General features: G+C 71.1%; 29 protein-coding genes and 2 pseudogenes. 13 read left to right on the forward strand and 18 right to left on the reverse strand.

Annotation, left to right across the window (positions count from 1 at the left end):
- Positions 1-8: 8 nt before the first annotated feature.
- Positions 9-74: pseudogene (locus tag Mam01_RS37750) on the forward strand (pentapeptide repeat-containing protein); the annotation flags it as partial.
- A gap of 55 nt (positions 75-129) precedes the next feature.
- On the opposite strand, the gene Mam01_RS36925 reads toward Mam01_RS37750, so the two are convergent.
- Positions 130-432: a hypothetical protein gene (locus Mam01_RS36925; protein WP_239101614.1), complete on the reverse strand. Its 303-nt coding sequence runs from the start codon at positions 430-432 to the stop codon at positions 130-132.
- 160 nt (positions 433-592) lie between these two features.
- Between Mam01_RS36925 and Mam01_RS25755 the strand changes: the two genes are divergently transcribed.
- From Mam01_RS25755 to Mam01_RS25770, 4 genes are all read left to right on the forward strand, one after another.
- Positions 593-1,507 carry an efflux RND transporter periplasmic adaptor subunit gene (locus Mam01_RS25755; RefSeq protein ID WP_239101615.1) on the forward strand — a complete coding sequence of 305 codons (915 nt, stop codon included), beginning with the start codon at positions 593-595 and terminating at the stop codon, positions 1,505-1,507.
- A 234-nt stretch (positions 1,508-1,741) separates the two neighbouring features.
- Positions 1,742-2,347 (forward strand): winged helix-turn-helix domain-containing protein, encoded by a 606-nt coding sequence (locus tag Mam01_RS25760; protein WP_204287785.1) that lies wholly within the window; start codon positions 1,742-1,744, stop codon positions 2,345-2,347.
- Positions 2,347-2,799, forward strand: coding sequence for a HEPN domain-containing protein (locus Mam01_RS25765; protein WP_204287786.1), 453 nt, complete (start codon positions 2,347-2,349; stop codon positions 2,797-2,799). The genes Mam01_RS25760 and Mam01_RS25765 overlap by 1 nt, the downstream gene beginning before the upstream one ends.
- A gap of 214 nt (positions 2,800-3,013) precedes the next feature.
- A complete protein-coding gene (locus Mam01_RS25770) occupies positions 3,014-3,757 on the forward strand; it encodes a DUF6008 family protein (protein WP_204287787.1) in 744 nt (247 codons plus the stop codon).
- Between the two features lie 24 nt (positions 3,758-3,781).
- On the opposite strand, the gene Mam01_RS25775 is transcribed toward Mam01_RS25770, so the two are convergent.
- Positions 3,782-4,504, reverse strand: a complete 723-nt coding sequence (locus tag Mam01_RS25775) for a response regulator transcription factor (protein WP_150938816.1) — start codon at positions 4,502-4,504, stop codon at positions 3,782-3,784.
- Between the two features lie 18 nt (positions 4,505-4,522).
- Entirely contained in the window at positions 4,523-5,707 is a 1,185-nt protein-coding gene (gene lhgD, locus Mam01_RS25780; protein WP_204287788.1) for an L-2-hydroxyglutarate dehydrogenase, read from the reverse strand.
- A 90-nt stretch (positions 5,708-5,797) separates the two neighbouring features.
- On the opposite strand from lhgD, the gene Mam01_RS25785 reads away from it, so the two are divergent.
- Complete coding sequence (locus tag Mam01_RS25785; protein ID WP_117408357.1) at positions 5,798-6,160, forward strand: hypothetical protein; 363 nt, start codon at positions 5,798-5,800, stop codon at positions 6,158-6,160.
- 55 nt (positions 6,161-6,215) lie between these two features.
- Positions 6,216-6,650 carry a CBS domain-containing protein gene (locus Mam01_RS25790; RefSeq protein WP_204287789.1) on the forward strand — a complete coding sequence of 145 codons (435 nt, stop codon included), beginning with the start codon at positions 6,216-6,218 and terminating at the stop codon, positions 6,648-6,650.
- 223 nt (positions 6,651-6,873) lie between these two features.
- Here Mam01_RS25790 and Mam01_RS25795 read toward each other — a convergent pair whose 3' ends face one another.
- Both Mam01_RS25795 and Mam01_RS25800 read right to left on the reverse strand, forming a co-directional pair.
- Entirely contained in the window at positions 6,874-7,968 is a 1,095-nt protein-coding gene (locus Mam01_RS25795) for a hypothetical protein (protein WP_239101616.1), read from the reverse strand.
- A 92-nt stretch (positions 7,969-8,060) separates the two neighbouring features.
- Positions 8,061-9,182: an epoxide hydrolase family protein gene (locus Mam01_RS25800; RefSeq protein ID WP_204287790.1), complete on the reverse strand. Its 1,122-nt coding sequence runs from the start codon at positions 9,180-9,182 to the stop codon at positions 8,061-8,063.
- Positions 9,183-9,244: 62 nt separating this feature from the next.
- Here Mam01_RS25800 and Mam01_RS25805 point away from each other — a divergent pair.
- A pseudogene (locus Mam01_RS25805) lies at positions 9,245-10,195 on the forward strand (helix-turn-helix transcriptional regulator); the annotation flags it as partial.
- A 6-nt stretch (positions 10,196-10,201) separates the two neighbouring features.
- Here the strand turns inward: Mam01_RS25805 and Mam01_RS36930 are convergent.
- The 3 genes from Mam01_RS36930 to Mam01_RS25815 form a co-directional block, all read right to left on the reverse strand.
- Entirely contained in the window at positions 10,202-10,954 is a 753-nt protein-coding gene (locus Mam01_RS36930; protein WP_239101617.1) for an SDR family NAD(P)-dependent oxidoreductase, read from the reverse strand.
- A 102-nt stretch (positions 10,955-11,056) separates the two neighbouring features.
- Complete coding sequence (locus tag Mam01_RS25810) at positions 11,057-11,638, reverse strand: TetR/AcrR family transcriptional regulator (protein ID WP_204287792.1); 582 nt, start codon at positions 11,636-11,638, stop codon at positions 11,057-11,059.
- Between the two features lie 37 nt (positions 11,639-11,675).
- Complete coding sequence (locus Mam01_RS25815; protein ID WP_204287793.1) at positions 11,676-12,848, reverse strand: FAD-dependent oxidoreductase; 1,173 nt, start codon at positions 12,846-12,848, stop codon at positions 11,676-11,678.
- 52 nt (positions 12,849-12,900) lie between these two features.
- Between Mam01_RS25815 and Mam01_RS25820 the strand changes: the two genes are divergently transcribed.
- Positions 12,901-13,470, forward strand: coding sequence for a PadR family transcriptional regulator (locus Mam01_RS25820; protein WP_239101618.1), 570 nt, complete (start codon positions 12,901-12,903; stop codon positions 13,468-13,470).
- Positions 13,471-13,503: 33 nt separating this feature from the next.
- Here Mam01_RS25820 and Mam01_RS25825 read toward each other — a convergent pair whose 3' ends face one another.
- The 3 genes from Mam01_RS25825 to Mam01_RS25835 form a co-directional block, all read right to left on the reverse strand.
- A complete protein-coding gene (locus tag Mam01_RS25825) occupies positions 13,504-14,370 on the reverse strand; it encodes a vWA domain-containing protein (protein WP_204287794.1) in 867 nt (288 codons plus the stop codon).
- A gap of 240 nt (positions 14,371-14,610) precedes the next feature.
- On the reverse strand, positions 14,611-16,038 hold the full coding sequence (locus tag Mam01_RS25830) for a substrate-binding domain-containing protein (RefSeq protein WP_204287795.1): 1,428 nt from the start codon (positions 16,036-16,038) through the stop codon (positions 14,611-14,613).
- A complete protein-coding gene (locus Mam01_RS25835) occupies positions 16,035-16,256 on the reverse strand; it encodes a hypothetical protein (protein WP_204287796.1) in 222 nt (73 codons plus the stop codon). The genes Mam01_RS25830 and Mam01_RS25835 overlap by 4 nt, the downstream gene beginning before the upstream one ends.
- 549 nt (positions 16,257-16,805) lie before the next feature.
- Here Mam01_RS25835 and Mam01_RS25840 point away from each other — a divergent pair.
- The gene (locus Mam01_RS25840; protein WP_204287797.1) at positions 16,806-17,774 is read left to right on the forward strand and encodes an aldo/keto reductase; all 969 of its coding nucleotides are present in this window, start codon (positions 16,806-16,808) and stop codon (positions 17,772-17,774) included.
- Positions 17,775-17,886: 112 nt separating this feature from the next.
- On the opposite strand, the gene thpR is transcribed toward Mam01_RS25840, so the two are convergent.
- The 5 genes from thpR to Mam01_RS25865 all read right to left on the reverse strand — a co-directional run bounded on the left by thpR (position 17,887) and on the right by Mam01_RS25865 (position 21,261).
- Positions 17,887-18,459 carry an RNA 2',3'-cyclic phosphodiesterase gene (gene thpR, locus Mam01_RS25845; protein ID WP_204287798.1) on the reverse strand — a complete coding sequence of 191 codons (573 nt, stop codon included), beginning with the start codon at positions 18,457-18,459 and terminating at the stop codon, positions 17,887-17,889.
- On the reverse strand, positions 18,422-19,675 hold the full coding sequence (locus tag Mam01_RS25850; RefSeq protein WP_204287799.1) for an MFS transporter: 1,254 nt from the start codon (positions 19,673-19,675) through the stop codon (positions 18,422-18,424). Before Mam01_RS25850 ends, thpR begins: the two co-directional genes overlap by 38 nt.
- 5 nt (positions 19,676-19,680) lie before the next feature.
- The gene (locus Mam01_RS25855) at positions 19,681-20,124 is read right to left on the reverse strand and encodes a MarR family winged helix-turn-helix transcriptional regulator (protein WP_204287800.1); all 444 of its coding nucleotides are present in this window, start codon (positions 20,122-20,124) and stop codon (positions 19,681-19,683) included.
- Between the two features lie 225 nt (positions 20,125-20,349).
- Positions 20,350-20,775 carry a VOC family protein gene (locus Mam01_RS25860; protein ID WP_204287801.1) on the reverse strand — a complete coding sequence of 142 codons (426 nt, stop codon included), beginning with the start codon at positions 20,773-20,775 and terminating at the stop codon, positions 20,350-20,352.
- Positions 20,776-20,784: 9 nt separating this feature from the next.
- Positions 20,785-21,261: a helix-turn-helix transcriptional regulator gene (locus Mam01_RS25865; protein WP_239101619.1), complete on the reverse strand. Its 477-nt coding sequence runs from the start codon at positions 21,259-21,261 to the stop codon at positions 20,785-20,787.
- A gap of 75 nt (positions 21,262-21,336) precedes the next feature.
- Between Mam01_RS25865 and Mam01_RS25870 the strand changes: the two genes are divergently transcribed.
- Both Mam01_RS25870 and Mam01_RS25875 read left to right on the forward strand, forming a co-directional pair.
- On the forward strand, positions 21,337-21,630 hold the full coding sequence (locus tag Mam01_RS25870) for a hypothetical protein (protein ID WP_204287802.1): 294 nt from the start codon (positions 21,337-21,339) through the stop codon (positions 21,628-21,630).
- A 30-nt stretch (positions 21,631-21,660) separates the two neighbouring features.
- Positions 21,661-22,131 carry a hypothetical protein gene (locus Mam01_RS25875; protein ID WP_204287803.1) on the forward strand — a complete coding sequence of 157 codons (471 nt, stop codon included), beginning with the start codon at positions 21,661-21,663 and terminating at the stop codon, positions 22,129-22,131.
- 61 nt (positions 22,132-22,192) lie between these two features.
- On the opposite strand, the gene Mam01_RS25880 is transcribed toward Mam01_RS25875, so the two are convergent.
- Entirely contained in the window at positions 22,193-23,704 is a 1,512-nt protein-coding gene (locus Mam01_RS25880; protein WP_204287804.1) for an NCS2 family permease, read from the reverse strand.
- A gap of 94 nt (positions 23,705-23,798) precedes the next feature.
- On the opposite strand from Mam01_RS25880, the gene Mam01_RS25885 reads away from it, so the two are divergent.
- The gene (locus Mam01_RS25885) at positions 23,799-24,059 is read left to right on the forward strand and encodes a DUF2530 domain-containing protein (protein WP_239101620.1); all 261 of its coding nucleotides are present in this window, start codon (positions 23,799-23,801) and stop codon (positions 24,057-24,059) included.
- Positions 24,060-24,098: 39 nt separating this feature from the next.
- Here the strand turns inward: Mam01_RS25885 and Mam01_RS25890 are convergent, their stop codons facing one another.
- Positions 24,099-25,280 carry a TetR/AcrR family transcriptional regulator C-terminal domain-containing protein gene (locus Mam01_RS25890; RefSeq protein WP_204287805.1) on the reverse strand — a complete coding sequence of 394 codons (1,182 nt, stop codon included), beginning with the start codon at positions 25,278-25,280 and terminating at the stop codon, positions 24,099-24,101.
- Positions 25,281-25,365: the final 85 nt, after the last annotated feature.

A 25,365-nucleotide genomic window follows, 5' to 3' on the forward strand; every position in this document is an offset into this window, starting at 1 on the left:
GGGCACGATTGGCGGGGGCACGATTGGCGGGGGCACGATTGGCGGGGGCACGATTGGCGGGGGCACGATTGGCGGGGGCACGATTGGGGCTGGTGCCGGATCGGCGGGGCCGGGTGGTTCCGGCGGCGGTCAGGCGACCTGCCCGACGCCGTCCCCCCGCCCTTCGGCGCACCCGACCACCCGGCCGTCCGCGCATCCCACCGCACACCCGTCCGCACGCCCGTCCGCCGGGCCCCCGTCCGGCACCCGCGCGCAGGCTGCTTCCTCCCGGGCCGTGGACCAGTTGCCGACGCCCGCCACGGCCCTGCTCGCGGCGTACGCGCCGACCGGCGGCGGCATGAGCACCGTCCTCGCGATCAGCCCCGGCACTGCCGGCACGGCGAGCACCGAGATCCACGCGAGCAACGGAACGACGGGCACCACGAGCGCCATGCTCGCGGTGTACCGGGGTGGTGAGCATGGTGGTTCCGGGCCCAGGCCCGGTCCCACGCTCGCGTCCTCGCCGAGCCGGCACCCGCATCCACATCCGCACCCGACGGGGACGCACCGCCCGAGCCCCGGACACGATGGCAGGACCGCGCCCGATCCCGAGGTGAGCATCTCGATTCCACCGACCGCACCGCCTGGGCAGTCACCCGGGCAGCCGTCGGGGAAGCCGTCCTCATCGCCGAGCCCCTCCCCCGGCCGTCCCTCCGGCACCTGCGCGCCCGACCAGGGCGGAAAGGGACAGAACCCGCACGGGCAGGGCGGCCGGGGCCAGGGCACTCCAGGACGTACGGGCTTCGGAGGCGGCCAGGCGGGTCAAGGCGGACAGGGCGGCCGAGGCGGACAGACGGGTCAGGGGGGCGCGCGGCTCACCGAGGCGCAGGCCGAAGCGCAGGTCAGCCAGGCGACGACCGAACTGGCCGAGGCCAAGGAGGCCCTCGCGGGCATCCGGATCAAGGCCCCGGCGGACGGCACGGTGCTGTCGATCTCGGGAAGCACGGGCTCCCATTACACCTCGGGCGCCTTCATCACCCTGGGCGACCTCGACAACCTGCAGGTGCAGGCGCTGTTCACGGAGTCGGACATCCGCTTCCTGAAGACCGGTCAGGCCGCCGTCGTCACGCTGCCCACGCAACCGGGACGGGAGTACGCCGGGACGGTCGCCCACATCGACCCCACCGCGACCACTTCCAACCGGCTCGTCCGCTACGGCGTACGCATCGACCTCGCCAGCCGCCCCGCCCGGCTGCTGCTGGGGCAGAGCGCCACCGTCAAGGTGACCACCGACGAGGCGGCCGACGCACTCTACGTCCCCTCCCAGGCCGTACGCGTCCAGGGCGACGGCACGGCCGTGGTGACGGTGACCGACGGCGGCGGCGCCCAAGTCCAGCGGTCCGTCGAAGTCGGCGTACGCGGCGACACCAGTGTGGAGGTCGTCACCGGCCTCTCCGAAGGCGACCAGGTCGTCCTCCCCACGACGACCACCGCCTTCCCCGACGAAGGCTTCCCCGCCCCCCACTGAGCCCCCGGCACCCCAGCACCGCGTACAGCCTGCCCAGCGTTCGACGTGAGCGAGGATGACTTGAGTCAGACAGGCGATCGGCCTGTCGACTTGGTTCGTGCCGCTGAACCCGAGGCCCGGCGAGTGGACGCACGCCCACCGCGATGGCCCGGCACGAGCGACCCGCTGTGACACTATGCTGTCAGCTCAGCACAGAGGGTTGAAGTTCGAAAAAAGCGAAGATATATTCGAAGCATGCGAAGCATCGGCCAGCGTGGAGTGCCCATCTTCCGCAGCGACACACAAGCGAGGCTGCTCGCCGCGCTTTGCTTACAGACTGACCGCACATGGACGTTGGCGTCTCTCGCACGAGAGTTGGGTGTGAGCCCATCCACCCTGCATCCGGAGATTCATCGCCTCGAAGAGGCCGGGCTTCTGACTGTAACGGTCGTCGGCCGATCACGGGTCCTTGAGGTCGATACGAGCCACCCGATCACGAACCCACTGACTGAGATACTGAGGTATCTCTATGGCCCAGGCGTCGTCATCGCCGAAGAGTTCGGTTCGATCCCGGAAATGGAACTCCTGCTCATCTTCGGTTCGTGGGCGGCCCGTCACCGTGGCGAGCCTGGCCCTCCCCCCCACGACGTCGACGTTCTCGTGGTCGGTGACGCAGACCGGGCCGAGGTCTACGCGGCAGCAGACCGCGCGCAGGAGCGTATCGGGCTGCCTGTCAACCCTGTCCTCGCCTCCAGCCGGCGCTGGCAGACGGCATCCGACGCTCTGATCCGCCAAATCAAAGCCAGTCCGACGATCGACCTCACCTCCGCCCATGCGGGACGGAAGGGGAGCGAGCACTGATGCGATGGACACGCGGCGAAGCCGATATCGAACGCATGCTTGCCGCGAAAGAACTACAGCGCGTCCACGGCGGTGCCGCTGAGGGAGCAGGCTGGTTGCAGAAGGCCGGCGTCGTCCTGTCCAGCGCGCGAGAACTGATCGAGTCCGATCCGATCTCTGCCTATACCCTTGCGTACGACGCCGCCAGATTCGCCTGTGCTGGGCTTTTGGCCCAGCAAGGGCTGCGCGCGACCACTTCCGGCGGCCACTACGCCGTTCAACAGGCAGTGACCCGCCAGTTCGGGTCCGCCTTCGAGCCCTTCGGGGTGATGCGACGCCGCAGGAACGAACTTGAGTACCCCATGTTCCCCGACGAGTCCGTCGAGCGGGAGGAGGCGGAACGCGCGTTGACCGCGGCCGCGTCGATCATCGAGGCGGCCGACAAGATGATCGATCATCCGAGTCTGTTCTGAGCGGCGTTCTCGCGGCTACGGGATCAGGGCCGCACCGCGTACAACTTGCTCCAGCGGAAGGTCGGCTGCGACGAAGCCGGAGAAGGGAGTGCGGCAGCGGCCATCCCGCACGCTCGGAGATGGCAGGGGTGTCGCACACGGCAATGATCGGGGGAGGGATCACCGGCGTCTGACGGGCCGTAGCGGGCCTGCGGGAGGGAGCGGCATGAGTCCGATGAGCGTGGAATGGTGGGAGATCGCGGGAGCGGCCGTCCTCCTGGCGTGGGCCGTCGTCATGTGGGGCGCCGTCGCCGTCCTCGCGTACGCGCAGCGCCACGAGGTGCGGCCTTGGATGTTCCCGGCAGCGGTCGCGGTCATCGGGCTGGGGATAGCGGGGCAGATCGGGCATCTCCAGGAGCACGTCGCGCAGGCCGCCTACTGGGTCTTCCACCCGAACGCCCAGCCGTGGATGACCCCGCTGGGGACGGGCCTGGCGAACGGGTTCGGCCGGGTCGACCCGTCCAAGCCATCACTGGGCATGGAGATCCTGCATCTGACCGGCAACTTCGTCTTCCTCGCCGGCCTCGCCGGAGTCATGGTGATCACCCGCTGGGCGGGACGGACCCAGGCACGCCGGTGGGGGCGGATGGGAGTGTGGATGCAGGGCATCCACGGTCTGGAACACCTCGCGCTGATGGTGTCCGTCGCGCTGGGAGCCAAGCAGGCGATCGGCCTGTCGACCTGGTTCGGGCTGCTGGACCCGGGGCCCGGCCTGTGGACGTACCGGATCTGGTGGCACGCCATCGCCAACCTGATCGGCTCGGTGATTTTCGCGATCGCGCTCTATCACCTGTGGCGGGAACGCGCCGTCGTCCGAGCGGCCTATCAGCGGCCCCGGAGCGTCCCGGACCCGGAAACCACCGCCCGGCCGCTCGTCGGATCGTCGGCATCGAGCGGACCCGCCCTGCCCAGTTCGTAGGCGAGACGCGCCGCCTCGTATGGATCAGGGGCGGGTGGGTGGGGTGCGCATGACGTAGCCGACGCCGCGCAGGGTGTGGATGAGCCGGGGATGGGCCCGGGAATTGGCGTTGTCGAGTTTGCGGCGGAGCACCGAGACGTACGACTCGACGATCCCCGCGTCGCCGCGGAAGTCGTAGTCCCACACGTGGTCGAGGATCTGCGCCTTGGACAGCACCCGGCCGGCGTTGGCCATGAAGTAGCGCAGCAGCTTGAACTCCGTCGGCGACAGCGACACGACGCGGCCGCCGCGCCAGACCTCGTGGGACTCCTCGTCCAGTTCGATGTCGGCGAAGGTCAGCCGCGGCGGGGCCGGCAACGGGTCGCCGGCGGTGCGGCGCAGCACGGCCCGGATGCGGGCGATGACCTCCTCCAGGCTGAACGGCTTGGTCACGTAGTCGTCGCCGCCGAGCGTCAGCCCCCGGATCTTGTCCTCGGTCGCGTCCCGCGCCGTGAGGAAGACGACGGGGGTGTGGGTGCCGCCGCCACGGAGCCTCCGTACGATGTCGAACCCGTCCATGTCGGGCAGCATGACGTCGAGCACGATCAGGTCCGGGCGGTGCCGGTAGGCCGCGGCGACCGCCGCGCCGCCGTCGGACGCGGTGTGCACCTCGAATCCGGCGTAGCGCAGACTGGCCGCGAGCAGTTCGAGGATGTTCGGCTCGTCCTCGACGACCAGCAGCCGGGCTTCGGAAGTTTCAGCGACCATGGCGCCAGCACTCTAGACCTAGAAGGCTAAGGGAACCGTTAAGGCGATGTGCCGCGCGATGGCCAGGCTGCTCGTGGCGGCGGGCGACGGCGCGTTGCGCACCAGCACGATCCGCCCGCGCACGTCGATCGCGAAGTCGTCCAGAAGCCTGCCGTCCCTGGTCACCGCCTGGGCCCGTACGCCGGATCCGGCGCGGACGAGATCGGCGGGGGTCAGCGCGGGGACGTACCGCCGGGCGGCGGCCGTGAACGCCCGCTTGACCAGCGAGCCGTACACCTCGCGCACGCCGGTCCGCCAGTGCTCGGCCGCCATCTTCCTGGTGCCCGGCCAGGACAGGATGGCGCGCAGGTCGCGTGGCGAGACGCGCCGCCACGAGTAGCCCTCCAGGGCGAGCGCGGGGACGGCGTTGGGCCCGGCGAGGACCTCCCCGTCGATCCGGCGGGTCAGGTGGACACCGAGGAAGGGGTAGCGGGGGTCCGGCACGGGATAGATCAGCCCGCGGACGAGGGCCGCGGCCGGTCCGGCGAGCCGGTAGTACTCCCCCCGGAACGGGACGATGCGCACGTCGCCGTCCGCCCCCGCCAGTTCCGCCACGCGGTCGGTGCCGAGACCGGCGCAGGAAATCAGCCGGTCGAAGGCGAACCGCTCCCGCCCCGCCGCCACCAGCACGCCGTCCGCGGTCTGCCGGATCGCGCGTACGGGATGCGAGAGCCGTACGGACCCGCCGGCCTCGGCCACGTCGGCGGCGAGGCGGCGCGCGACGGCCGCGAAGTCGGTGATCGCGGTGTGCGGCGAGTGGACCGCGGCGACCCCGGCGGCGTACGGCTCGATCTCCCGCAGGCCGATCGCGTCGAGCTCGGCGACGCCGGGCACGCCGTTCTCCCTGGCCCTCTCGGCGATGCGGCGCAGCCCCGGCAGTTCGGCCCGGGTCGAGGCGACGACGAGCTTGCCCGCCTCCTCGTACGGCAGGCCGTGCTCGGCGCAGTACTCGCGCAGCATCGCGACGCCCTCCCGGCAGAGCGTGGCCTTGAGCGAGCCCGGCTGGTAGTAGATCCCGGCGTGGACGACCCCGCTGTTGTGCCCGGTCTGGTGGGCGGCGACCCGGGGTTCCTTCTCCAGGACGGTCACCTCGGCGCCCTCGCGCGCCATCCGCCGGGCCACGGCGAGCCCGAGGATGCCGGCGCCGACGATCCCGATTCTCATGACGTCAGGGCTGTCAGAGGCATGTGTCCCATTGTCGCGCGACCGGAGCCGCCACGTCGTGATCGAACTTCTGTTCGGTATGCTTGCGGGGTGTACGTGCCACCCGGCTGGCCGCCGGAGGTCCGCCCGCCGGGCAGCCCCGACTGGGAGACGTCGGCCGTGTCGTGGCTGCTCGACGCCGTGCCGCCGGACTACCGCGCGTACGGCGTGCTGCGCCGGTATCCGCTCGCGCTCGCCCGGATGGCCCGCCAGCAGGTGGGCGCCTCCATCCAGGCGGCCAGGGAGGGATACCGCGGCGCCGCCGTGGACCTCAAGGAGCACCTGCCGCCGCACGCGGTCGCCTCCGTCCTTGACGCCTACCGGCGGGAGGGTCCCCGCCTGGTACGGCTGGCCGAGTCGATCACGCTGGTGGAGCGCGCGCTGCGCGGGGAGCACTTCCTGCCTCGACTGTGAAGCATTCCGGATAAACGGGGCATAACCCCCCAAAAGAGGGAATCGGGGGTTAGCTATGACCACAGAGGGAGTGAACAAGACCGCGGGCCAGGTCATGCACGAGGGCGCCCAGTGCGTCGGCGAGCACGAGAGCCTGCGCACGGCCGCGGAGATGATGCGCGACATGAACGTCGGCGCGCTCCCCATCTGCGGGGACGACGACCGGCTCAAGGGCATCATCACCGACCGCGACATCGTCATCAAGTGCGTCGCGGAGGGCAAGGACCTCGACCAGACCACGGCGAGCGAACTCGCCCGCGGCCTGGTCTGGGTGGACGCCGGCGCCAGCGTCGAGGAGGCCCTGGCGAAGATGGAGGAGCACCAGATCAAGCGGATGCCGGTGATCGACAACCACCGCATCGTCGGGATGATCAGCGAGGCCGACCTCGCCAAGGAGCTGCCCGACAGCAAGCTCGCCGAGTTCGTCCACCGCGTGTACGCGCGAGGCTGACACTCGCGGCGCCGGGGAGTCCGGCGGACGCCGCCCGGGCCGCGCGCGGCAGGGCGTGATCCGCCGGACGCTCCCGGAGGGGCCGGGCGCCGTCGGCGCCCGGCCCCCAAGGTCGGCCGTCAGCCAGCCGATCCGCTGGCCACCAGCCAGCCCCTCAGCCGGCCCGTCAGCTGACCATCAGCCGACCCGCATCAGCCGGCCCGTCAACCGGCGGGGAGCGGCTTCAGCGGCCCGTGCGGTAGGCGAGGAACGCGATGCCACCGGTCGCTCCCAGGGCGGCCGCGGCCCATAACAACGGCATGGGCACGCCCAGCCCGTCCTTCCCGGCGGGCTCCTCACCCCGCGCCGCGACCGCACGCGGCCGGGCGGAGGTTCGAATCGGGGTCGGGGAGGGGCTCGGACGCGCGACGGCGGGCAGCGGCACCCGGTAGACCGGGCTCTTCTCGCCTTCGCTCCCGGTCAGCAGGGCCATGCCGTCCTTGGTGTACGTGATCGACTCGGCCTGTTCGAGCGGGGGCATCGCGACGCGCGTGAGCGGTTTCCCGGGCGCGCGGTAGACGGTCGCGGAGAAGTACGTGCGGATGACGAAGCTCGACCCGTCGGGGGCGTACGCCGCGTCGGTGGCCATGAGGGGCGCCTCCCCGACCCGCCGCAGGACGTTCACCCTGTCCGTACGGAGCTTCGCGGGGGCGGCGTAGACGTTCCCGGAGAACTCCTTGCTGACGACGTAGAGCCGTCCGGTGCGGGGATGGACCATCAGCCCTTCGGCGTTGCGCGGGCCGTCGGCGTAGCGGAAGCGGTACCGGACGGCCCGCAGCGTCGCATCCGCCATCGTCCGGGGCTCGACGACCTTGTAGACGGACACGTCCGGCCAGCCGTTCTTCCCGCCGTCCGCGAGGTTGTCCCCGATGTCGCCGATCCACAGCACGCCGCGGCCGGTGGCGGGATCGACGGAGGCCGCCATGGCCTCCCAGTCCCTGGCCTCGGCGTTCCCGATCGTGAAGGTGGCGCGGGTGCGGCCGTCCGGCCCGACCGCGAAGATCTGCCCCAGGTGGGCGCTGTCGTTGTGGGTGTAGACGATGCCCTTGTGGGTGGGCGAGACGGCCAGGCCGCTCGACTCGGTGATGCGCTGGTCCCGGAACCGGAACAGCAGGCGCTCCCCGTCGTCGGCCCGCGCCGCCGTTCCCGGCAGCACCGTCCCCGGCAGCGCTGTTCCCGCCAGCGCCGTGCCCGGCAGCGCCATGCCCGCGACCGCGAGGAGCGCTAGGACGGCCCGCGGAATCCATCTCGTCCGCGTCCGCCCCGTTGCTCGCCCCATGTGGTCATCATTCCCGATGCCCGCTCCGCGTGCGGCGACCGGCATTCCCCCGCACGCCCCGGATCAGGTCAAGAAACCGGATACGCCCCGCTTCACCGCAGGGTGTCGTAGAAGTCGCGCAGATCGGCGGCGAGCACGTCCGGCCGGAGATGGGCGGCGTAGTGGCCGCCCGCGTCGTAGGACCGCCAGTGGACGATGTTCTTGTGGTCGCGCTCGGCGAAGGTGCGCATGGACACGAAGTCGCCCTCGAACATCGCCAGGCCGAGCGGGACCGTCGTCGGCTCCGTCGGATGTTCGGCGTGCGCGTCCTCGTAGTAGAAGCGGGTGGCCGAGGTGGCGGTGCCGGTCGCCCAGTAGAGCATCGTGTTGGTCAGGACGAAGTCGTCGTCGACGTCCTCGCCGAGCAACTGGGCGTTCCAGCCGAGCAGCCCGGCCGGCGAGTCGAAGATCCCGTACGACAGCGTCTGCGGCTGCTGCGAGTGGACCATGTTGAACGACATCTTGTTCTCGTAGAACCACTGCAGCACCTCCAGGCCTCGCCGGTCCTCGTCGGTGAGGTTCGCCATCTCCGCCGGGTCGCCGGAGGGGAAGGAGTAGATCTGCGTGACGTGGACGCCGACGACGTGCCCGGGGTCCACCCGGCCGACCTCGGGCGAGACGAACGACCCGCCGTCGTTGCCCACCGCGCCGTACCGGTCGTAGCCGAGCCGCCGCATGAGCTCCGCCCAGGCCCGCGCCGTACGGTAGCGGTTCCAGCCCTTCTCCCTCGTCGGGCCGGAGAAGCCGAAGCCGGGCAGCGAGGGGATCACCAGGTGGAACGCCCGCGCCGGGTCCTCGGGGTTCGTCAGCGGCTCGATGACGTTGAGATACTCGGCGATCGAGCCCGGCCAGCCGTGCGTGAGGATCAGCGGGAGGGCGTCCTCGTGCGGCGACCGCACGTGCAGGAAGTGGATGTTCTGCCCGTCGATCTCGGTGGTGAACTGGGGATACCGGTTGATCTCGGCCTCGTGGGCCCGCCAGTCGTACCCGTCGCGCCAGTAGTCGGCCAGCCGCTTCACGCGCTCGACCGGCACGCCGTACTCCGCCCCCGTGCCGGGGATCTCGTCGGGCCAGCGGGTCCGGGCGAGCCGGTCCTTCAGGTCGTCCAGGTCGGCCTGCGGGACATCGATGCGGAAGGGCCTGATCAGAGACGCGGTCTGTGTGTTCTCGCTCATGAAGAAGACGGTACGGACCCTTCCGGACAGGTTCTGTCCTGAAGTGCCGTCAGACTGAGAACATGCTGGAAACCTCGGCGCGGCTGCTGCGCCTGCTGTCGTTGCTCCAGGCCAGACGCGACTGGCCCGGCGCGACCCTGGCCGACCGGCTCGGCGTGAGCGAGCGGACGGTGCGCCGCGACGTCGACCGGCTGCGCGAGCTCGGCTATCCGGTGGAGTCCACCCGGGGCACGGACGGCGGCTACCGGCTGGTCGCCGGGGCCGCGATGCCGCCCCTGCTCCTGGACGACGACGAGGCGGTGGCCGCGGCGATCGGGCTCCGGGCCGCCGCCGGGGTGACGGGGATCGAGGAGGCGGCCGAGCGCGCCGCCGTCAAGCTCGAACAGGTGCTGCCCTCACGCCTGCGCCGCCGGGTCGGGGCCCTGCAGACGCACACCGAGCCGGTGCCGCCGGACCGGCCGGGCCCGGTGATCGACCCCGCGGTGCTGAGCGTGCTCGCGGCGGCCTGCCGCGACCGCGAACGGCTGCGCTTCGACTACCGGGCGCACGACGGCTCCTCCGGCGTCCGGGTCGTCGAGCCATACCGGCTCGTGTCCTGGGGCCGCCGCTGGTATCTGGTGGCCTGGGACACCGGCCGGGACGACTGGCGCACGTTCCGGGTGGACCGTGTCGCGCCGCGCACGCCCACCGGCCCCCGCTTCCCGCCCCGGGACCCGCCCGAGGGCGGCGCGGCGGCGTACGTCGCCCGGGGCGTGTCGGCGGCGGCCTGGCGGCACCACGCCCGGGTGCTCGTCCACGCCCCCGCCGAGGTGGTCGCTGAGCGGATCAACCCCGCCGTCGGCGTCGTGGAGGACGTCGACGGCCGCACCTGCGTGCTGGTCACCGGGTCCGACACCCTGAACAGCCTCGCCGTCCACCTCGGCCTGCTCGACCTCGACTTCGAGGTCACCGGCCCGCCCGAGCTGGTCGACCACCTGCGCGTGCTGACCACCCGCTACGCCCGCGCCGTCGCGGGAGGGTCACGCCGAGGCGCCGCCGTCGATCACCAGGTCGAGCCCCACGGCGAAGCCGGCGTCGTCGGAGGCGAGCCAGAGCACGGTCCCGGTGATCTCGTCGAGGGCGCCGACCCGGCCGATCGGCAGCGCGTCCGCCAGCCGGGCGGCCCGGTCGGCCGCTGACTCCCCGGGGCGCAGGGACATCGCCGTGTCCAGCGGGCCCGGGCTGACCGCGTTGATCCTGATGCCCGCCCGAATCTCCTCCAGCGCGGCCGTACGGGTGAGCGCGCTGACGGCGGCCTTGGACGCGGCGTACGCGCCGAGACCGGGATAGCGGACGTGGGCCCCGATGTTCGAGGCGACGTTCACGATCACCCCGGAACCCTGCGCGCGCATCACGGCGATCTCGTGTTTCATGGCGAGGAAGACGCCCGTCGTGTTGACGTGGAGGGCCCGCGCCCAGTCCTCCTCCGGCAGGTCCGCGACGGCGCCGCCCACGAAGATCCCGGCGTTGTTGACCGCGACGTCGAGGCGGCCGAACCGGGTGACGATCTGCCGGACGAGCCGGGCCACATCCGGCGAGTCGGTCACGTCGGCCGTGACGGCGGCGGCCCGGCCGCCCTCGGCCTCGATGAGCTTGACGGTCTGCTCCAGCGCCTCCCGCCCCCGCGAGGCCGCCACCACCACCGCGCCCTCCCGGGCGAACCCCCGGGCGACCGCCCGGCCGGCCCCGGAACCCGCTCCGGTGACCAGCACCACCTTGTCCGCGAACCTCATCCGCACTCCTTGCCGGGTCGACGCGGCGGCGACCGTCGCGGCCGCGATCCAATTGGAACGAATGGTCAAAAATTACGGCGCGTGAACTCACCCGCCGCAAGATCAGCGCAGGAGCGCGAGGGCCTGGGCGGCGGCGTCGCGGAGGCGGGCGGGGTCTCCGTGGCTCTTCCCCATCACCCGCATCCCCTGCAGGAAGACGAGCAGGAACCGCGCCAGCGCCCGGGGGTCGGCCTCGGCGGAGATCTCCCCCTGGGCCCGAGCGCGGATCAGCGCCGAGGTCAGCGCCGTCTCCAGGCCGGTCCAGCTCGCCTCGACGAACCGGGCCACCGGCTGGTCGTCCGGCAGCAGCTCGGCCGCGGCGTTCACGACCATGCAGCCGCGCCGGTCGCGGTCGCCCGCCGCGTCCTCGGCGTACAGCTCGACCAGGGCGCGTACGGCCGGCAGGGCGGGACCGGGCTGGGACAGCAGCTCCACGAGGCTCGGGTCGCGGGTCTGGACGTACCGCTCCAGGGCCTTCAGGTAGAGGTCGTGCTTGCCGCCGAAGGTGGCGTAGATGCTGGCGCGGCCGATGCCGAGATGCTCGACCAGGTCGGCCATCGACGTGGCCTCGTATCCGCGCCGCCAGAACAGGTCGAGTGCCCGCTCCAGCACCGCGCCGGGGTCGAACTCCTTGGTCCTGGGCATGGCCCCGACCCTAGAACATTCGAGAACGATCGGTCAATTAAACCGCGACGCGGTCGTCCCAGGCGATGCGGTGGTCGTGCAGCCAGGCCAGGGCGTCACGCTTCTCGACCTGCCGCAGGACCACCGGGAGGAACAGGTCGCGGACGAAGGCCCCGGCGGCGCCCGGCGCCTTGCCGTCGCCGTTGCGCTTGCCGTGCGCCACGACCCGCTCGACCCGCTCACGCCGCAGGCGCTCGAAGGCGGCGAACGCGCCCCGCGTGTCCGGCACGTCGCGCAGGCATCTCGCCAGCACCACGGCGTCCTCGACGGCCATCGACGCACCTTGCCCTGAGGACGGCGAGGTCGCGTGCGCGGCGTCGCCGACGATCACCATGCGGTCGCCTGACCAGGTCGGCACGGTCGGGAAGTCGTAGGTGTTCCAGGCCGGCAGGATGTGCGGGGTGGCCGCGACGATCTCCCGCATCGGCCCGGCGTCGCCCTCGAACAGGTCCAGAAGCCTCGCCCGCCACTGCTCGGGCGAGATCGCCGCGAGCTCCTCCGGGGAGAGCTCCCGGCGGCTCGGCGGGTTGGCGAACCACCACACCTGCCCCTCCGGATGGATGAGATAGCCGAAGAAGCACCGCCTGCCGAAGACGAAGTAGGACACTCCCGGCCGGCCCGGCACCTGGACGCCGCCGGCGAAGCCGCCCGTGTTCAGCAGCCCGACGTACCGGGGGCGCGGCGCCTGAGGGTCGATCAGGGCACGGGTGCGCGAGCCCAGGCCGTCCGCGCCGACCAGCAGGTCACCCTCGGCCTCGCTGCCGTCGGCGAAGATCGCGCGGACGCCGCCACCGGCGACCTTCGCGTCCACGAGCCGCCTGCCGTAGTGGACCCGCACACCCCGCCGTACGGCCTCGTCGCGCAGCGCCTGGTAGAGATCGGCGCGCTTCAGCGTGCGGCTCGGCTGCCGCACAGTGGCCAGATGCCTGCCCCGCGCGTTGCGGATCTCCATGATCGGCGTGTCCATGCCGAGATCGCGGACGAGGTCGTGCAGGTCGAGCACCCGCAGGGCCTCCAGTCCGTTGACCGCCAGCGTGAGGAAGGCGCCGACCCCGTCGGCTCCCCGGTCGTACGCCTCGAAGACCTCGGCGTCGAGGCCCGCGCGCCGCAGTGCCATGGCCGTGACGGGACCCGCGATCCCGCCGCCGATGATAATGGCTTTCTTGGTCATGCCATGACTATACATATTATGACTATAAGCCGACAAGAATACGATGGAGCCCATGCCCACGCGCCGTTCTCCCCTGGCCATGGCGCTGTTGTCGCTGGTCTGCGAGGCGCCGATGCACGCGTACCGGATGCAGCAGATGATCAAGGAGCGGCACAAGGACGACGTGGTCAACGTCGCGCAGCGCAACAGCGTCTACCAGACGATCGAGCGCCTGCTCCGCGACGGGCTCCTGGCCGTACGCGAGACGGCCCGCGAGGAGAACCGGCCGGAACGCACCGTCTACGAGGCCACCGAGACCGGCCGCGAGACGCTGCGGCAGTGGATGCACGCCATGCTGTCCACCCCGGCCCGCGAGTTCCCCGAGTTCCCCGCCGCGCTCGCCTTCCTGCCCGTGCTGCCGCCCCAGGAGGCGCTGGCGGCGCTGCGGCAGCGGATCGCCGCGCTGGAGGCCCGGCTGTCCGCGCTCGACACCGAGATCGCGGACGGCCGGACCTTCCTCGCCCCGCTGTTCCTCGTGGAGAGCGAGTATCAGCGGGTTCAGATCGCGGCCGAGCTCGACTTCGTCCGCGGCCTCGCCGACGATCTCGGCGAGGGCCGCCTCGACTGGGACTACCGCATCTGACCCGGCCGAGGCCGGCCGCGCTCATAAGGCGGCTCAGAAGTTCGAGATGACGTGGGTCAGCACCCCCGCGATCGAGTTGGGGTCGCTCGCCTCGTACGCGCGGGCGTGGGTGGCCTCGGCGATCTGCCGCAGCGCGCCGGTGTCGGCCTTGCCGCCGTAGGCGATGGTGAACACGCGTACGGGATTGTCCAGGCCACCGATGGCGCGCTTGAGCTCGTCGAGCGTGGGACCGCCGGCGGTCTCGTTGCGGCCGTCGGTCAGCACGACGACGGCGTTGATGGCCTTGTCGTCGTAGTGGTCGCGCAGCGACTTCACGGCGTCGCCGATGGTCTGGTACAGCGCGGTGGCCGCTCGGGGCCGAAGGGCCCTGATGTGCGCTTCGAGGTGCTCACTGTGAGTCCTGCCGTCGGCGGCCCGGGCGCCCATCTCGGCGATCTCGTCGTCGACGACGTGCGTGCTGGAGAAGTGCCACAGCCCGACCCGGTCACGTTCGGTGAACCCGTCGAGCAGGGGGCCGTGCGCCTTCTTGACCAGGTCGAGCTTGCTCGGCTCGCTGGGCGCTCGATTGGGATTGTCCTTGGCGTCGTAGTTCATCGAACCGGAGGTGTCGATCAGCACCAGCACGTTGGCCGACTTTCTCAGCTCCCGCCAGGCGGTCAGGAGCCCGTCCACGAAGTCGGCGGGGGGATCGGCGAGCGGTTTGGGCAGGGGGACGCCCGGGGCGCCGTTCTCCTTGGTGATGTTCTCGGTGAGCTCGTGGGACGGGCCGCGGAACCCCAGCTCGGTGAAGCGGTCCCGGGCGCCCGCCCACGTGGTGAGGACGCGGAGGAAGTCGGCCGCCACGGCGCTCTGCGCGGAAGACAACCCGTTCAACGGGATGTAGGGGTGGTCGGAGTACATCGTGCCGACGTCGCTGCCGTCGCTGGGATCGATGTCGGTTGGATAGAAGGCGACGAGCTGTTCTTTCGGCGCTTCTCTCTTCGCGCAGCCGGGCTCGTCCGACCGGCTGCCGCAGGGATAACCCTCGTTGTAGGCGACGACGCTGTTCTCCTCGACGGTGACCGCGGAGATGTAGCCGGCCGCGTGCCCGGCGTCGTCGGCGCGGCGCAGGTTGGCGAGGAAGGTCAGGGTCGTGTCGCCCTAGTGGACCACGGCCTTCTCGATGGCCTGCACCTTCTTCCGGTTCTCCCTGTCGGTGAGGTCGCCCGGGACCAGTTCCGCGACGGTGCCGACCCGCGTGTAGAACGCGGCCACGGTGGCGTTCAGGCCCGAGGTGGAGTATTCGGGGTTGGTCTTGCCGAGCGTCAGTGGGTGGTCGTCGTCCCCGGCCAGCGTGGCCAGGTCCTTCCAGCCGAGCTTCCTGTCGGGCCAGCCGAGGCCCTCGGCGGTCTTCTTGGGCATGGCGATGGTCAGCGGGCTGGTGACGATCGAGTGGTCCGCGGACTCAGGAAGCAGCTTCAGGGAGTCCTTCCCGGCGGCCCGCTGCCGGGCGACCTGCAGCCACAGCCGCGCGGCGGGCGCCCACACGTCCGGGCGCGGGCCGTCGGTCGCGGGATTCCACCCTCGGGCCAGCGCCCGCATGGCGATGCCCGAGTCGACGCTGTCCACGACGACGGTCACGCAGCCGCCGTGGCTGGAGCGTGGCCCATAACGCTGCGCGATCTCGCGGAGGATCGCGGACTTGTCGGTCGAGGAGGCGATCCGCAGCTGCGCGGTGGGCTGCCCGCAGGCCGCGAGCGCCGAGTTCGGCGACTCGGAGTCCGGCGACACCGGGACCACCGATGTGGAGACCCGCGCCGCGGCGTCATCGCCGTGCGCCCGGAGGCTGATGACGGTGACGGTGACGGCGACCACCACGACCAGCCCGGCCGCGACGCCCGCCGTCCACCACAACCGCGCCACCGGTCCGCCGCCCGAACCCTTCCCCTCTCCGGACCCCGAACCACCCGTTCCCGATGTGTCCGAGCCCGACCCCTCCGAGCCCGACCCCTCCGAGCCTGAACCGCTGCTTCCCTCCTTGGTGGAGACGCCGTCCTCTCCCTGCCCGCTCGGCCGTACGGACCCGGGGTCGTCGTCTTCTTCCTCTTCGAGGGAGGCGGGAGGGGTCCAGGAGGCGAGGAGGTCCTCCGCGGTTCCCACCTGTTGCGCGGCGAACTGCTCCGGCAGGCCGGCGGTGCACAGCTCGACGAAGGCCTCCGCGAACCGCCGGCGCTCGTCCGTCCCCTCGCCGGCCTTCTCGTTGCCGGCCTTCTCGGTGTCGGCCTTCTCCTTGCCGGCCTTCCCCGCGAGGTCGCGCAGCCGCTCCCACGGCCCGGTGTCCTCGACGCCGTAAAGCTTGAGATACAGCTTCATCGGTTCCAGAGACGGCAGATCCCTGCCACTGGTCAGCCGGGAGACCCCGCTCTTGTCGTACTGGATGAGGCGGCCGATCTCCTCCAGAGTCCGGTAGCCCTTGTGCCCACGCGGGGGACGCAGGACGAACAGGGCCCACGCGAGCGCCACGAGCGGGCCCCTGTGCGGGTCGAGGTGGGGGGCCGGACGACCCCGGCCGGCCTGCTCAGGGCTCATCGCGTTTCCCGGCCGGGAAGCAGGGGCCCGAACACCTGGCGGATGACGTGCCCGGCGGCGAGGCCGGTGCCCACGACCACGGCCAGCGTGGTCGGCAGGTCGTAACCCGCCACCAGCAGGACGACCACCACGATCTGGGTCACGACGAACACGCCCGCCCGCCAGTTCGGCGACACGGCGGCAGACTCCCGTACGTCGTTGTGCTGTGCCTTGCTCACGACGAACTCCTCAGGTCCGGACTGCGCTGCGGTGAGCCGCGGGCCGTGTGCGGCGGCCGGGAGCTGCAACTCCCGGCCGGGCCCGGCGGATGCCTCAAGCGTGGGCCACGGCGCCACCACACACGAGCAGTAAATCGTCAAAAGCAACATGTAGCGGGCGGTTCGCAATATCACGGGGCCCATCCGCCGGTGTCTCCTCGGCCGGCGGGCCTCCGGTCCGCGCCGTGGGCGGCACCTCGCCGTGACGACCGTCCGCCTTCCGGAATCACCGCAGGTCAGGCGGGAGGCGAATTGTTGCGGCCCCCGTCGCGCAACAAAGCGCGGACCACATTCCACGACGGCTCGGCGACACTGGGGGGCGGTCCCGGCACGCCGGGACCGGTCACAGCGGAGGTCCTCTGGTCCGGACGCCGCGACGCCGGGGCCGGCCCGCCGCTGCAACGGAGGGCCGGCCCTCCACCCGTTCCGGCGACAATTCCCCGCGCCGCGCCGAGCGTGGACGTGCCGGTACTCGACTGGAGTCCACTCCAGGTTCCTAGGGTGGAGGGCATGGAATACGGACATCTCGGCCGCACCGGCCTGCTGGTCAGCAAGCTCTGCCTGGGGACCATGAACTTCGGTCCGCAGACCACGGAGGACGACTCCTTCGCGATCATGGATCGCGCGCACGACCTCGGGATCAACTTCTTCGACACGGCCAACGTCTACGGCTGGAAGAAGGGCGAGGGGATCACCGAGAACATCATCGGCCGCTGGTTCGCCCAGGGCGGAGGCCGCCGCGAGAAGACGGTCATCGCCACCAAGCTGTACGGCTCGATGGGCGACTGGCCGAACGAGGAGAAGCTCTCGGCGCTGAACATCCGGCGGGCCGCGGAGGCCTCCCTGCGCCGGATGCAGACCGACTACATCGACGTCTACCAGGCCCACCACATCGACCGGGACACCCCGTTCGAGGAGTTCTGGGAGGCCATGGACATCCTCAAGCAGCAGGGCAAGATCCTGTACGTCGGCTCGTCGAACTTCGCGGGCTGGCACATCGCCAAGGCCCAGGAGTCGGCCCGGCGCAGGAACACCCTCGGCCTGGTCAGCGAGCAGTCCCACTACAACCTGCTCGTCCGCGCCCCCGAGCTGGAGGTCATCCCGGCCTGCGAGGACTACGGCCTCGGCCTGATCCCGTGGAGCCCGCTCGCGGGCGGCCTGCTCGGCGGCATCCTCCGCAAGATCGACAAGGGCCGGTCCGCGGACGACCGCATCGTCGCGCAGCTCGACAAGCACCGCGACAAGATCGAGGCGTACGAGGCGTTCTGCGACGAGCTCGGTGAGGACCCGGCCAACGTGGGGCTGGCCTGGTTGCTGCACCAGCGGGCGGTCACCGCGCCGATCATCGGTCCCCGTACGGTCGAGCAGCTCGACGGGACACTGCGGGCACTGGAGATCAAGCTGGACGACAAGGCGCTCGCCCGGCTCGACGAGATCTTCCCCGGCTTCCGGACCGCCCCGGAGGAGTACGCCTGGTGATCAGGGCGCTGATCAGGCGTTGTTGAGCAGCGCGCCGACGATCACGATGAGCACGAGCAGCGCGAGCACCGTGGGCAGCAGCCAGCGACGAGGACGATCCACGTCATGGAGCCTAGCCGCGGACCGTCAATGCGTACGCCTCGACCTGTTCGTACCGCACGGTCGCGCCGGTGTGGCTGCGCACGAGGTGGACCGACGACGCCTCCCAGCGCCGCCCGCCGAAGGCGCCCAGCGCGCCGCCGACCAGGGGGCGCAGGTCGTCGCCGTGGCCTGAGCGGGTCCTTGAGCGGGCCAGGGTGAGATGGGGATGGAACCGCTTGCGGTCCGTCTCCTCCGCCCCGGCCCGCCGCGCGCCGGCCGTCACCGACTGGGCCAGTCTCGTCAGGGCCGGGCCGGCGTCGAGGCCCAGCCAGAAGATGCGGCCCCGGGCCGGGGAGGGGAAGGCTCCGGCGCCGCCGAACGACACGGTCTGCGCGGGGTGCCGGGCCGCCGCCCGGGCCAGCCGTACGCGCAGCTCGGGCAAGACCTCGTCGGGTACCTCGCCGAGGAAGGCCACGGTCACGTGCCACAGGGCGGGATCGACCCAGCGCAGCTCCGGCCACTCGGCCCGTACGGGGCCGACCGCCGTGGCGATCTCCGCCAGCGCCTCAGGCGGCGGCAACAACGCCACGAACAGTCTGCTCACGCGTCGATTCTTCCCTGCGCTCCACCCGGGCCGCGACCATGCGGGTGACCAGCACGGCCAGGCAGACCCCGCACATGCTCAGCACGCCCGCGGCGGCCACCGCGAGTCGGGGCCCGGTCACCTCGGCGAGCCAGCCCACCAGCGGCGCTCCGATCGGGGCTCCCCCGGTGAAGACCAGCACGTAGATGCCCATCACCCGGCCGCGCATCTCGGGTGAGGCGCCGAGCTGGACGATCGTGTTCGCGGTCGTGTTCACGGTGATCATCGCCATGCCCGCCGGGACCAGCAGCAGCAGGAAGGCCGGATAGCCGGGGGCGAGCCCGGAGGCGATCTGGAACAGCCCGAAGCACAGCGCGCCGGCGATCAGGAACCGGCGGCTCGGCTTGACCCGCCGGGCGGCCAGCAGCGCGCCGCCGAACGCCCCGACGGCGAAGGCGCTGGACGCGATGCCGAACGAGGACGCCCCCGCGCCGAACACCTGCTTCGCCATCAGCGCGATGCTCGTCGAGAAGCTCTGCGCGAAGATCGCCATGAACGCCACCATCAGCAGCGGCAGCAACAGGTCGGGCCGGCCGCCGACGTACCGCAGGCCCTCCCGCAGCTGTCCCTTGCCCCGCGGCACCGGCTCCGGCGAGCGCAGTTCGGAGGAGCGCATCAGCGCGAGCCCGGTGATCACGGCGGCGAACGACACGGCGTTCAGCACGAAGATCGGGCCGGTGCCCATCCAGTAGATCAGCAGCCCGGCCAGGGCCGGGCCGACGACCCGCGCGAGGTTGAAGGTCGAACTGTTCAGCGCGATCGCGTTGGGCAGGTCGCGCCTGCCCACCATCTCGACCACGAACGACTGCCGCGTCGGCACCTCGACACAGGACACCAGACCGAGCGTGAACGCCATGACGTACACGTGCCAGACCTGGGCCGTTCCGGTGAGGACCAGCGCGCCCATGGTGAGCGCGAGCAGGCCCATGAGCGTCTGGGCGATCATGAGCACCCTGCGCTTGGGATAGCGGTCGGCGATCACGCCGCCGAACATCCCGAACAGCATCGTGGGCAGGAACTGCAGCGCGACGGTCACGCCGAGGGCCGTACCGCTGCCCCGGGCGAGGTCGAGGACGAGCCAGTCCTGGGCGGTGCGCTGCATCCAGGTGCCGACGTTGGAGACGACCCCACCGACGGCGAACAGCCGGTAGTTGTGGTTCCGCAGCGAGCGGAACATGCCGCCTACATCGTCGACAGTTTCTCCAGGATCGGCGCCGCCGCCCGCAGTGCCGCCCTCTCCTCCGGCGTCAGGTCCCTGAGCCGCTGCGCCAGCCAGGCTTCCTTCGTTCGGCGCTCCTCCTTGAGCAGCGCCGCCCCCTGCGGCGTCACGCTGACCGTCACCTGCCGGCGGTCGGTCGGATGCGGAGCGCGTTCCAGCAGGCCCCGGGCCTCCAGCTTGGCGATCACGCGGGTCATCGAAGGCGGCTGCACCTTCTCGTGCTCCGCGAGCTCGCCGGGGGTCATCGCGGTGTGGCGCTCGACGGCGACGAGCGTCGCGAGCTGCGTGGGTGTCAGTGAGTGGTGCGCGGCCTGCTTGCGCATCCTCCGCGTCAGCCGCGCGAGGGACACGCGCAGGGCGGACGCGAGAGCGGCGTCGCTGCGCAAGTTCTGGGTGTTCGTTAGCATGAGTCATTACCTTTGCTAACTATATGTCGCATGTCGCCATTCCTCCAAACGGTCCCCATCTGGGGTGATTCACGTGGACCGACCGTACCGGCAGCGGACCGGTGTTGATCACGGGCCCGGCCGTGGAGGACGCAGTCTGTCAGGTGACGGAGAGGCCCGGCCCCCACACCGGGGACCGGGCCTCGACGAGCCGTGCCGTCGTACCGTCGCGCCGTCCTGCAGTCGTCAGGCGAAGTCCTCCGGCGTGAACCGCCTCGGCTCCACGAGGACGAGCCAGTTGCCCTGGTTGTCACGCATCACGGCCTCGATCCCGTACGGCCGCTCCGCCGGCTCCTGCAGGAACGTCACCCCCTTGGCGGTGAGCTCCTCGTAGGTCTTCCGGCAGTCGTCCACGGCGAGCCCCAGCCCGCCGGCCTGTCCCTTGTCGAGCTGCCTGCGGTGGAAGTCGGCGCCCTCCTCGTCCAGCGGAGGTCCCGGCTTCATCAGCGTGATCTCCAGCTCCGGACGATCGGGAAGGCCGACGGTCAGCCAGCGATATCCGTCCAGCGTGACGTCGGTCCTCGTGACGAAGCCGAGGACGTCCACGTAGAAGTCGCGGGCCTCGTCCTGGTCCTTGCAGTAGACGGTGACCAGAGAGACGTTCGTAATCATGCGAAAACGCTACTGCTGCCCCGCTGACCTGGGCTTCTCCAAAATTGCAGAGTCGGAGACGCGATGCGCGGCGAGGTCGAGCACGCCGGACATGAACAGATAGCAGCCGGGGACGTGCGGGCCGCCGCGCGCCGCCCACCTGTCGCGGTACTCGCTCGGGCTCTCCCCCACCAGCCGCCGGAACTTGGCCGAGAACGACCCGAGACTGGTGAACCCGACCGCCATGCAGATCTCGGTGACCGTCAGGTTGGCCCCGCGCAGCAGTTCCTGCGCGCGCTCCAGCCTGCGCCGGGTGAGGTATCGCATCGGTGTCTCGCCGTACGCCGCCTCGAAACAGCGGACGAAGTAGAACTTGGAGATCCCGGCGACCGCGGCGAGCCCGTCGAGATCGAGATCGCTCCGGTAGTCGCGGTCGATGCGGTCACGGGCCAGGCGCAGCCGAGGCACCAGGTCCGCCGGCACCGCCCCGCCTCCTCTGCACGCCACGTCACGACACTACCGCCCCAGCGTCTTGCACCACCCTTTCTGCTCGCGGACGTCGCCCAGGGGCTGCGCCGGACATTGCGGGCCCACCCCGGCGCGGCCGCCGTCGTCGCCGTACGGCACGCGTCTCCGCAGGTGTTCGAGCGGGCCGTCCCGACGGTGCTGGCCGCCATGAACGCGGGCCTGCGGGTGACCGACGAGGAGGCGCTGTATCTCGTGCAGTCCCTCTACATCCTCGTGACCGGCCACGCCCTCGCCGAGTTCGGCGACACCCCCGAGCCGCCGGCCGCGCCCACCGCGTACTACGACGCCTGGTTCGACATCGCCGTCTCGACGTTCCTCGCGGGCGTCGAGGCGCGCTACGGCGCCTGAACCCCCCCTGCCGTACGGAAAGGAAGCCTCATGGTCTCCGTCGCGCTCGTCCTCCTTGTCCTGGCCGACGCCTACTTCGTTCTCACCACGCTCGTGGACCTGTTCCCGTTCAACAACGTGCGGGAGGCGAGGCGGTCGGAGCAGGTCGCCGAGGTGGCGATCAACGCACCGGTCATGGCGCTCCCGGCCGTGCTTCTCGCCTGGGCGGCCGGCGCCGGGCTGCCCGCCCTGGCGTACGCCGGCGGGGCGCTGGAACTGCTCGCCGCCTTCAACGGCCTCGCGCTGTGGTGGCTTCCCTACCTGGCGGCCGTGACGGTCCCCTGGGCGACGGCGGGCACCGGGGAGAGCTGGGCCGCGTTGCACGCCCGGACCTACGCCAAGACCGTCATCGTGCTGCCGCGCCGCGGCGATCGCCCGCGCCCCAACCTGGAGCACATGGTCCTCCACGCGCTCATGCTCGCGGCCGCGATCTGCACGTTCGCCGCCGCCCGTACGCTCTGAGACGCGAAAGAGGCCGCCGCGACCGGGTGGTCGCGGCGGCCTCTCGGCACCGAACCGACGGTCAGCCCAGGCCGAGCAGGTTCTTGATGGGCTCCAGGGCGAAGTAGACGACGAACAGCGCCCCGACCAGCCACAGCAGGGGGTGGAGCTCCCTCGCCTTGCCGCGGAAGACCTTGATCACGATGTAGCTCACGAAGCCCGCGCCGATTCCGGCGGTGATCGAGTACGTGAACGGCATCAGCACGATGGTCAGGAACGCGGGGATCGCGGTCTCGAAGTCGCTGAAGTCGATCTCCTTGACCTGCGTCATCATCAGGAAGCCGACGACCACGAGAGCCGGGGTCGCCGCCTCGAACGGCACGATCTCCGTCAGCGGGGCGAAGAACATGGCCAGCAGGAAGAGCAGGCCGGTGACGATGCTCGCGAGACCCGTACGCGCGCCCTCGCCGACACCGGCCGCCGACTCGATGTAGGTGGTGTTGGACGACACGCTCGCCGCGCCGCCGGCCGCCGCCGCGAGCGAGTCGACCAGCAGGATCTCCCGGGTGCGCTCGACCGTCCCGTCCTCCTGGACCAGGTTCGCCTGCCGGCCCACGCCGACGATGGTGCCCATGGTGTCGAAGAAGTCGGCGAGCATGAGCGTGAAGACGAACATCACGGCAGCCAGGCCGCCGATCTTGGCGAAGCCGCCGAACAGGCTGAACTGACCGAGCAGCGACAGATCGGGTAGCTCGATGAACCTGGCCGGCCAGGCGGGCACGTTGAGCGACCAGCCGTCGGGGTTCGCGGGCTGACCCGGAGCCACCTGCGGCCCGATCTTGCCGATCGCCTCCACGATCATGGCCAGCACGGTGGTGCCGATGATGCCGATCAGGATGGCGCCCTTGACCTTGCGGGCGACGAGGAAGGCCGTCATGAGCAGGCCGACGACGAACACGAGGGTCGGCCATCCGGTCAGCGAGCCGTTGCCCAGGGCGCCGAGCTTGACCGGGACGGTGGTGCCGCCCGCGTCGGGTATCCGCCGGACGAACCCGGCGTCGACGAACCCGATCAGTGCGATGAACAAGCCGATGCCGACGCTGATCGCGGTCTTGAGCTGCGCCGGGATCGCGTGGAACACCGCCACTCTGAAGCCCGTCACCACGAGGATCGCGATGACGACACCTTCGAGCACCACCAGGCCCATCGCGTCCTCCCACGACATCTGACTGGCGATGCCGAAAGCGAGGAAGGCGTTCAGGCCGAGCCCGGTGGCCAGGGCGAACGGCACCCGGCCGAAGACGCCCATCAGGATCGTGAGGATGCCCGCGGCGAACGCGGTGGCCGCGGCGACCAGCGGGATGTTGGGGTTGGAGCCGTCACCGAGGAACTGGCCCGTCTTGTCGGCGACAGTGCCGATGATGAGCGGGTTGAGCACCACGATGTAGGCCATCGTGAAGAACGTGGCGAAGCCGCCGCGGACCTCCTGGCCGACGGTGGAACCACGAGCTGAGATGGAAAAGTATCGATCGAGGAAATTTGGGGAATTCATAGAGTTCGTTTTCACGCGCGCAGAGTCGCAGGCCCCTACCATCGGCGGGAAGAGCCAGGGGAGCAGCGTTGTCCTTTCGTGACGGGTTTGTCATAAAAATACCGGGTCGCTGCACTGCCCTTCTAAGCTGGCCTACGTGAGCGAACGCCGGCCGGACCCCCCGCCCCTCAGAACCCGGGACACCCTGACGATCCTGACCGGAACGGTGTTGTGGGCGGTCGCCCTGGTCGTGGTGCTGGTGGTCGTGCGCCCGGCCGACACGCGGCTCGTCTGGACCTGCGTGGCCGGCGTCGGCCTCGGCCTGTTCGGTCTCCTCTTCGTCCGCCGCCGCGACGCCCGCGTGCGCGACGCCGCCCCCGCCTCCGGACTGCCCGGGTCGGAGCCGCACCGTCCCTGACCCGCGGCCCCGTACGACGGCTCCGTACGGCGGGTGCGCTCAGGGAGCGTCGGTGAGGAGCATCGCGATGCCGTCGAGAAGGCGCTGCAGGCCGAACTCGAACAACTCGTCGATGTCGAAGTCGTAACCGCTCGCGCTGAGCGCCTCGAACATCGGCAGCCGGCGCCCGGCCATGATCGCCTTGAAGGCGGGCTCCTGGGCGTCCATCCACTCGTCGACGCTCATCCCCGTGATCGCCTCGGCCTCCGCCTCCACCTCCAGGTTGACCGCCGTGCCCCGCACGTGGTTGAACACGGTGATGTACGCGGTGAAGACCGTCCCCAGGTCGAGACCGAGACCGTCGAGAGCGGTGAGCACCCACTCGGTGAAGGGCAGCGCGGCGGCGATCGGCTGGGGCCGCGTCACCGACATGGCCGGCGCGAGCCACGGATGCCGTCGGAACGTCGACCACAGCAGACGCGCGGCCAGTTCGATCCGGCCGCGCCAGTCGCCAGGCGGTTCGCCGGGGAACCGCATCCGGCCGAAGACCTCCTCCATCATCCGCAGCACCAGGGCGTCCTTGTCCGCGACATGGCGGTAGAGGGACATGGTCGCCACCCCGAGCTCGGTGGCCACCCGGCGCATCGAGACCGCGCCGAGCCCCTCCGCGTCGGCGACCGCGACGGCCGCCGAGGTGATCCGCGCCGGAGTGAGCGCGCCGTCCGGGGCGCCCCGCCGCCGGGAACCGGCCGGCTCACCCGGCCGCCCGGCGGAGGGCTCCCCCGCGCCCGCCGCACGCGACGGCACGCCCGGGCGGGCACCGGCCTCACGTGCGGGTACGGCGGAGTCCCGGCCACCGGCGGCGTCCGGCGACCCGCCCGGCATGACACCGGCCGCACGTGAGGGCATTGCGGGATCCGGGCCACCGCCGGCACCGGGCGAGCCGGCGGACACCGGACCGCCACCAGCGGCCTTCCCCTGCGGCGCAACGGCGGATGACGACCGGCTTCCGGTGTCGACGACCGCGTCGACGACCGTGCCGACGCCGGGCACGGCACGGACGAGTCCCTCCCGGCGCAGCTCGGTGAGCACCTTCGTCGCGGTCGCCATGGCGACGCCCCAGCGCCGGATGATCTCCCGGGTGGACGGCACCCGGTCGCCCGGCCTGAGCTCGCCTGCCTCGATCCGCCTCCGCAGCTCGGCGGCGATCTCCTGGTAGCGTCCCGCGCCCGAACCGTCCACGCCCGACCTCCCGCACTAGTGCACCACTGTAGCCCAGCACGCTGCCACGACGGCCCCGGCCCGATCCGGTGCCACCTCAGCGCAC

The organism is Microbispora amethystogenes (assembly GCF_016863015.1).
GTDB classification, from domain to species: domain Bacteria; phylum Actinomycetota; class Actinomycetes; order Streptosporangiales; family Streptosporangiaceae; genus Microbispora; species Microbispora amethystogenes.